Source organism: Psychrobacter piechaudii (assembly GCF_900162825.1).
Lineage (GTDB): Bacteria > Pseudomonadota > Gammaproteobacteria > Pseudomonadales > Moraxellaceae > Psychrobacter > Psychrobacter piechaudii.
On sequence record NZ_FUGE01000001.1, the window covers coordinates 1 to 758 of the forward strand.

The 758-nt window shown below is 40.5% G+C and carries 1 protein-coding gene; it reads right to left on the reverse strand.

Annotation, left to right across the window (positions count from 1 at the left end):
• A partial coding sequence (locus A1019T_RS00005) for an IS4 family transposase (protein WP_167366820.1) occupies positions 1–698 on the reverse strand: 698 nt, incomplete at its 3' end.
• Between the last annotated feature and the right edge of the window lie 60 nt (positions 699–758).

A 758-nucleotide genomic window follows, 5' to 3' on the forward strand; every position in this document is an offset into this window, starting at 1 on the left:
CCCTTTAGACAAGCAAATAAAGTCTCAATTTCCCAACGCTTAGCATAGCTTGTCATCGCATCCACTGTTTCTAGTTGATTGGTTGCGACAATCACTAAACCATAGTCTTTATCACGCTTGGCAAATACTCGAACCAAACAACCATCGACAGTCAGTATTCGCCCATGTCGATATGTTTCTTGATGGCTAACATGGCGCAATAACTCTTTAATCTGTACCAACTTGCCATGATGATTCTTAACTTTACTGTTCTTCTTAATCCGTATGGCAAAGGGTATGTGATTATTGGTGAGCCAGTTAAACCATTTTTCGCCAACAAACTCTCTGTCCGCTACTATCATCTCAAGGTTATCTTTGCCAAATTGTTTGATAAACCGCTCAATAAGTTCACAGCGTTCAAGATGGTTTGTATTACCTCGCTTATCTAGCATTTGCCAGTATAAGGGGATGGCTATCCCTTTATATACCACTCCTAGCATAAAGATGTTGAGGTTACTTTTACCCCATTTCCAGTTGGTGCGGTCAATGGTTAAGGTGACCTTGCCTAGTCCAAATAGTCGATATATCATTAAAGCCAGTTGATCGTAGTCTATCCTCGCTTCGGCAAAAAATCGCTGTAGTCTGCGATAGTGACTGTCGGTTTTACCACCCTTAGGAAGGTGTCTTGCTATTTTTTTTAAGATTACTGCTTTGAGCAGTAATCAGGGCTATTATCATTAGGCTCAAACAATTGATTCTTGCCTTGTTCATACTCAGGT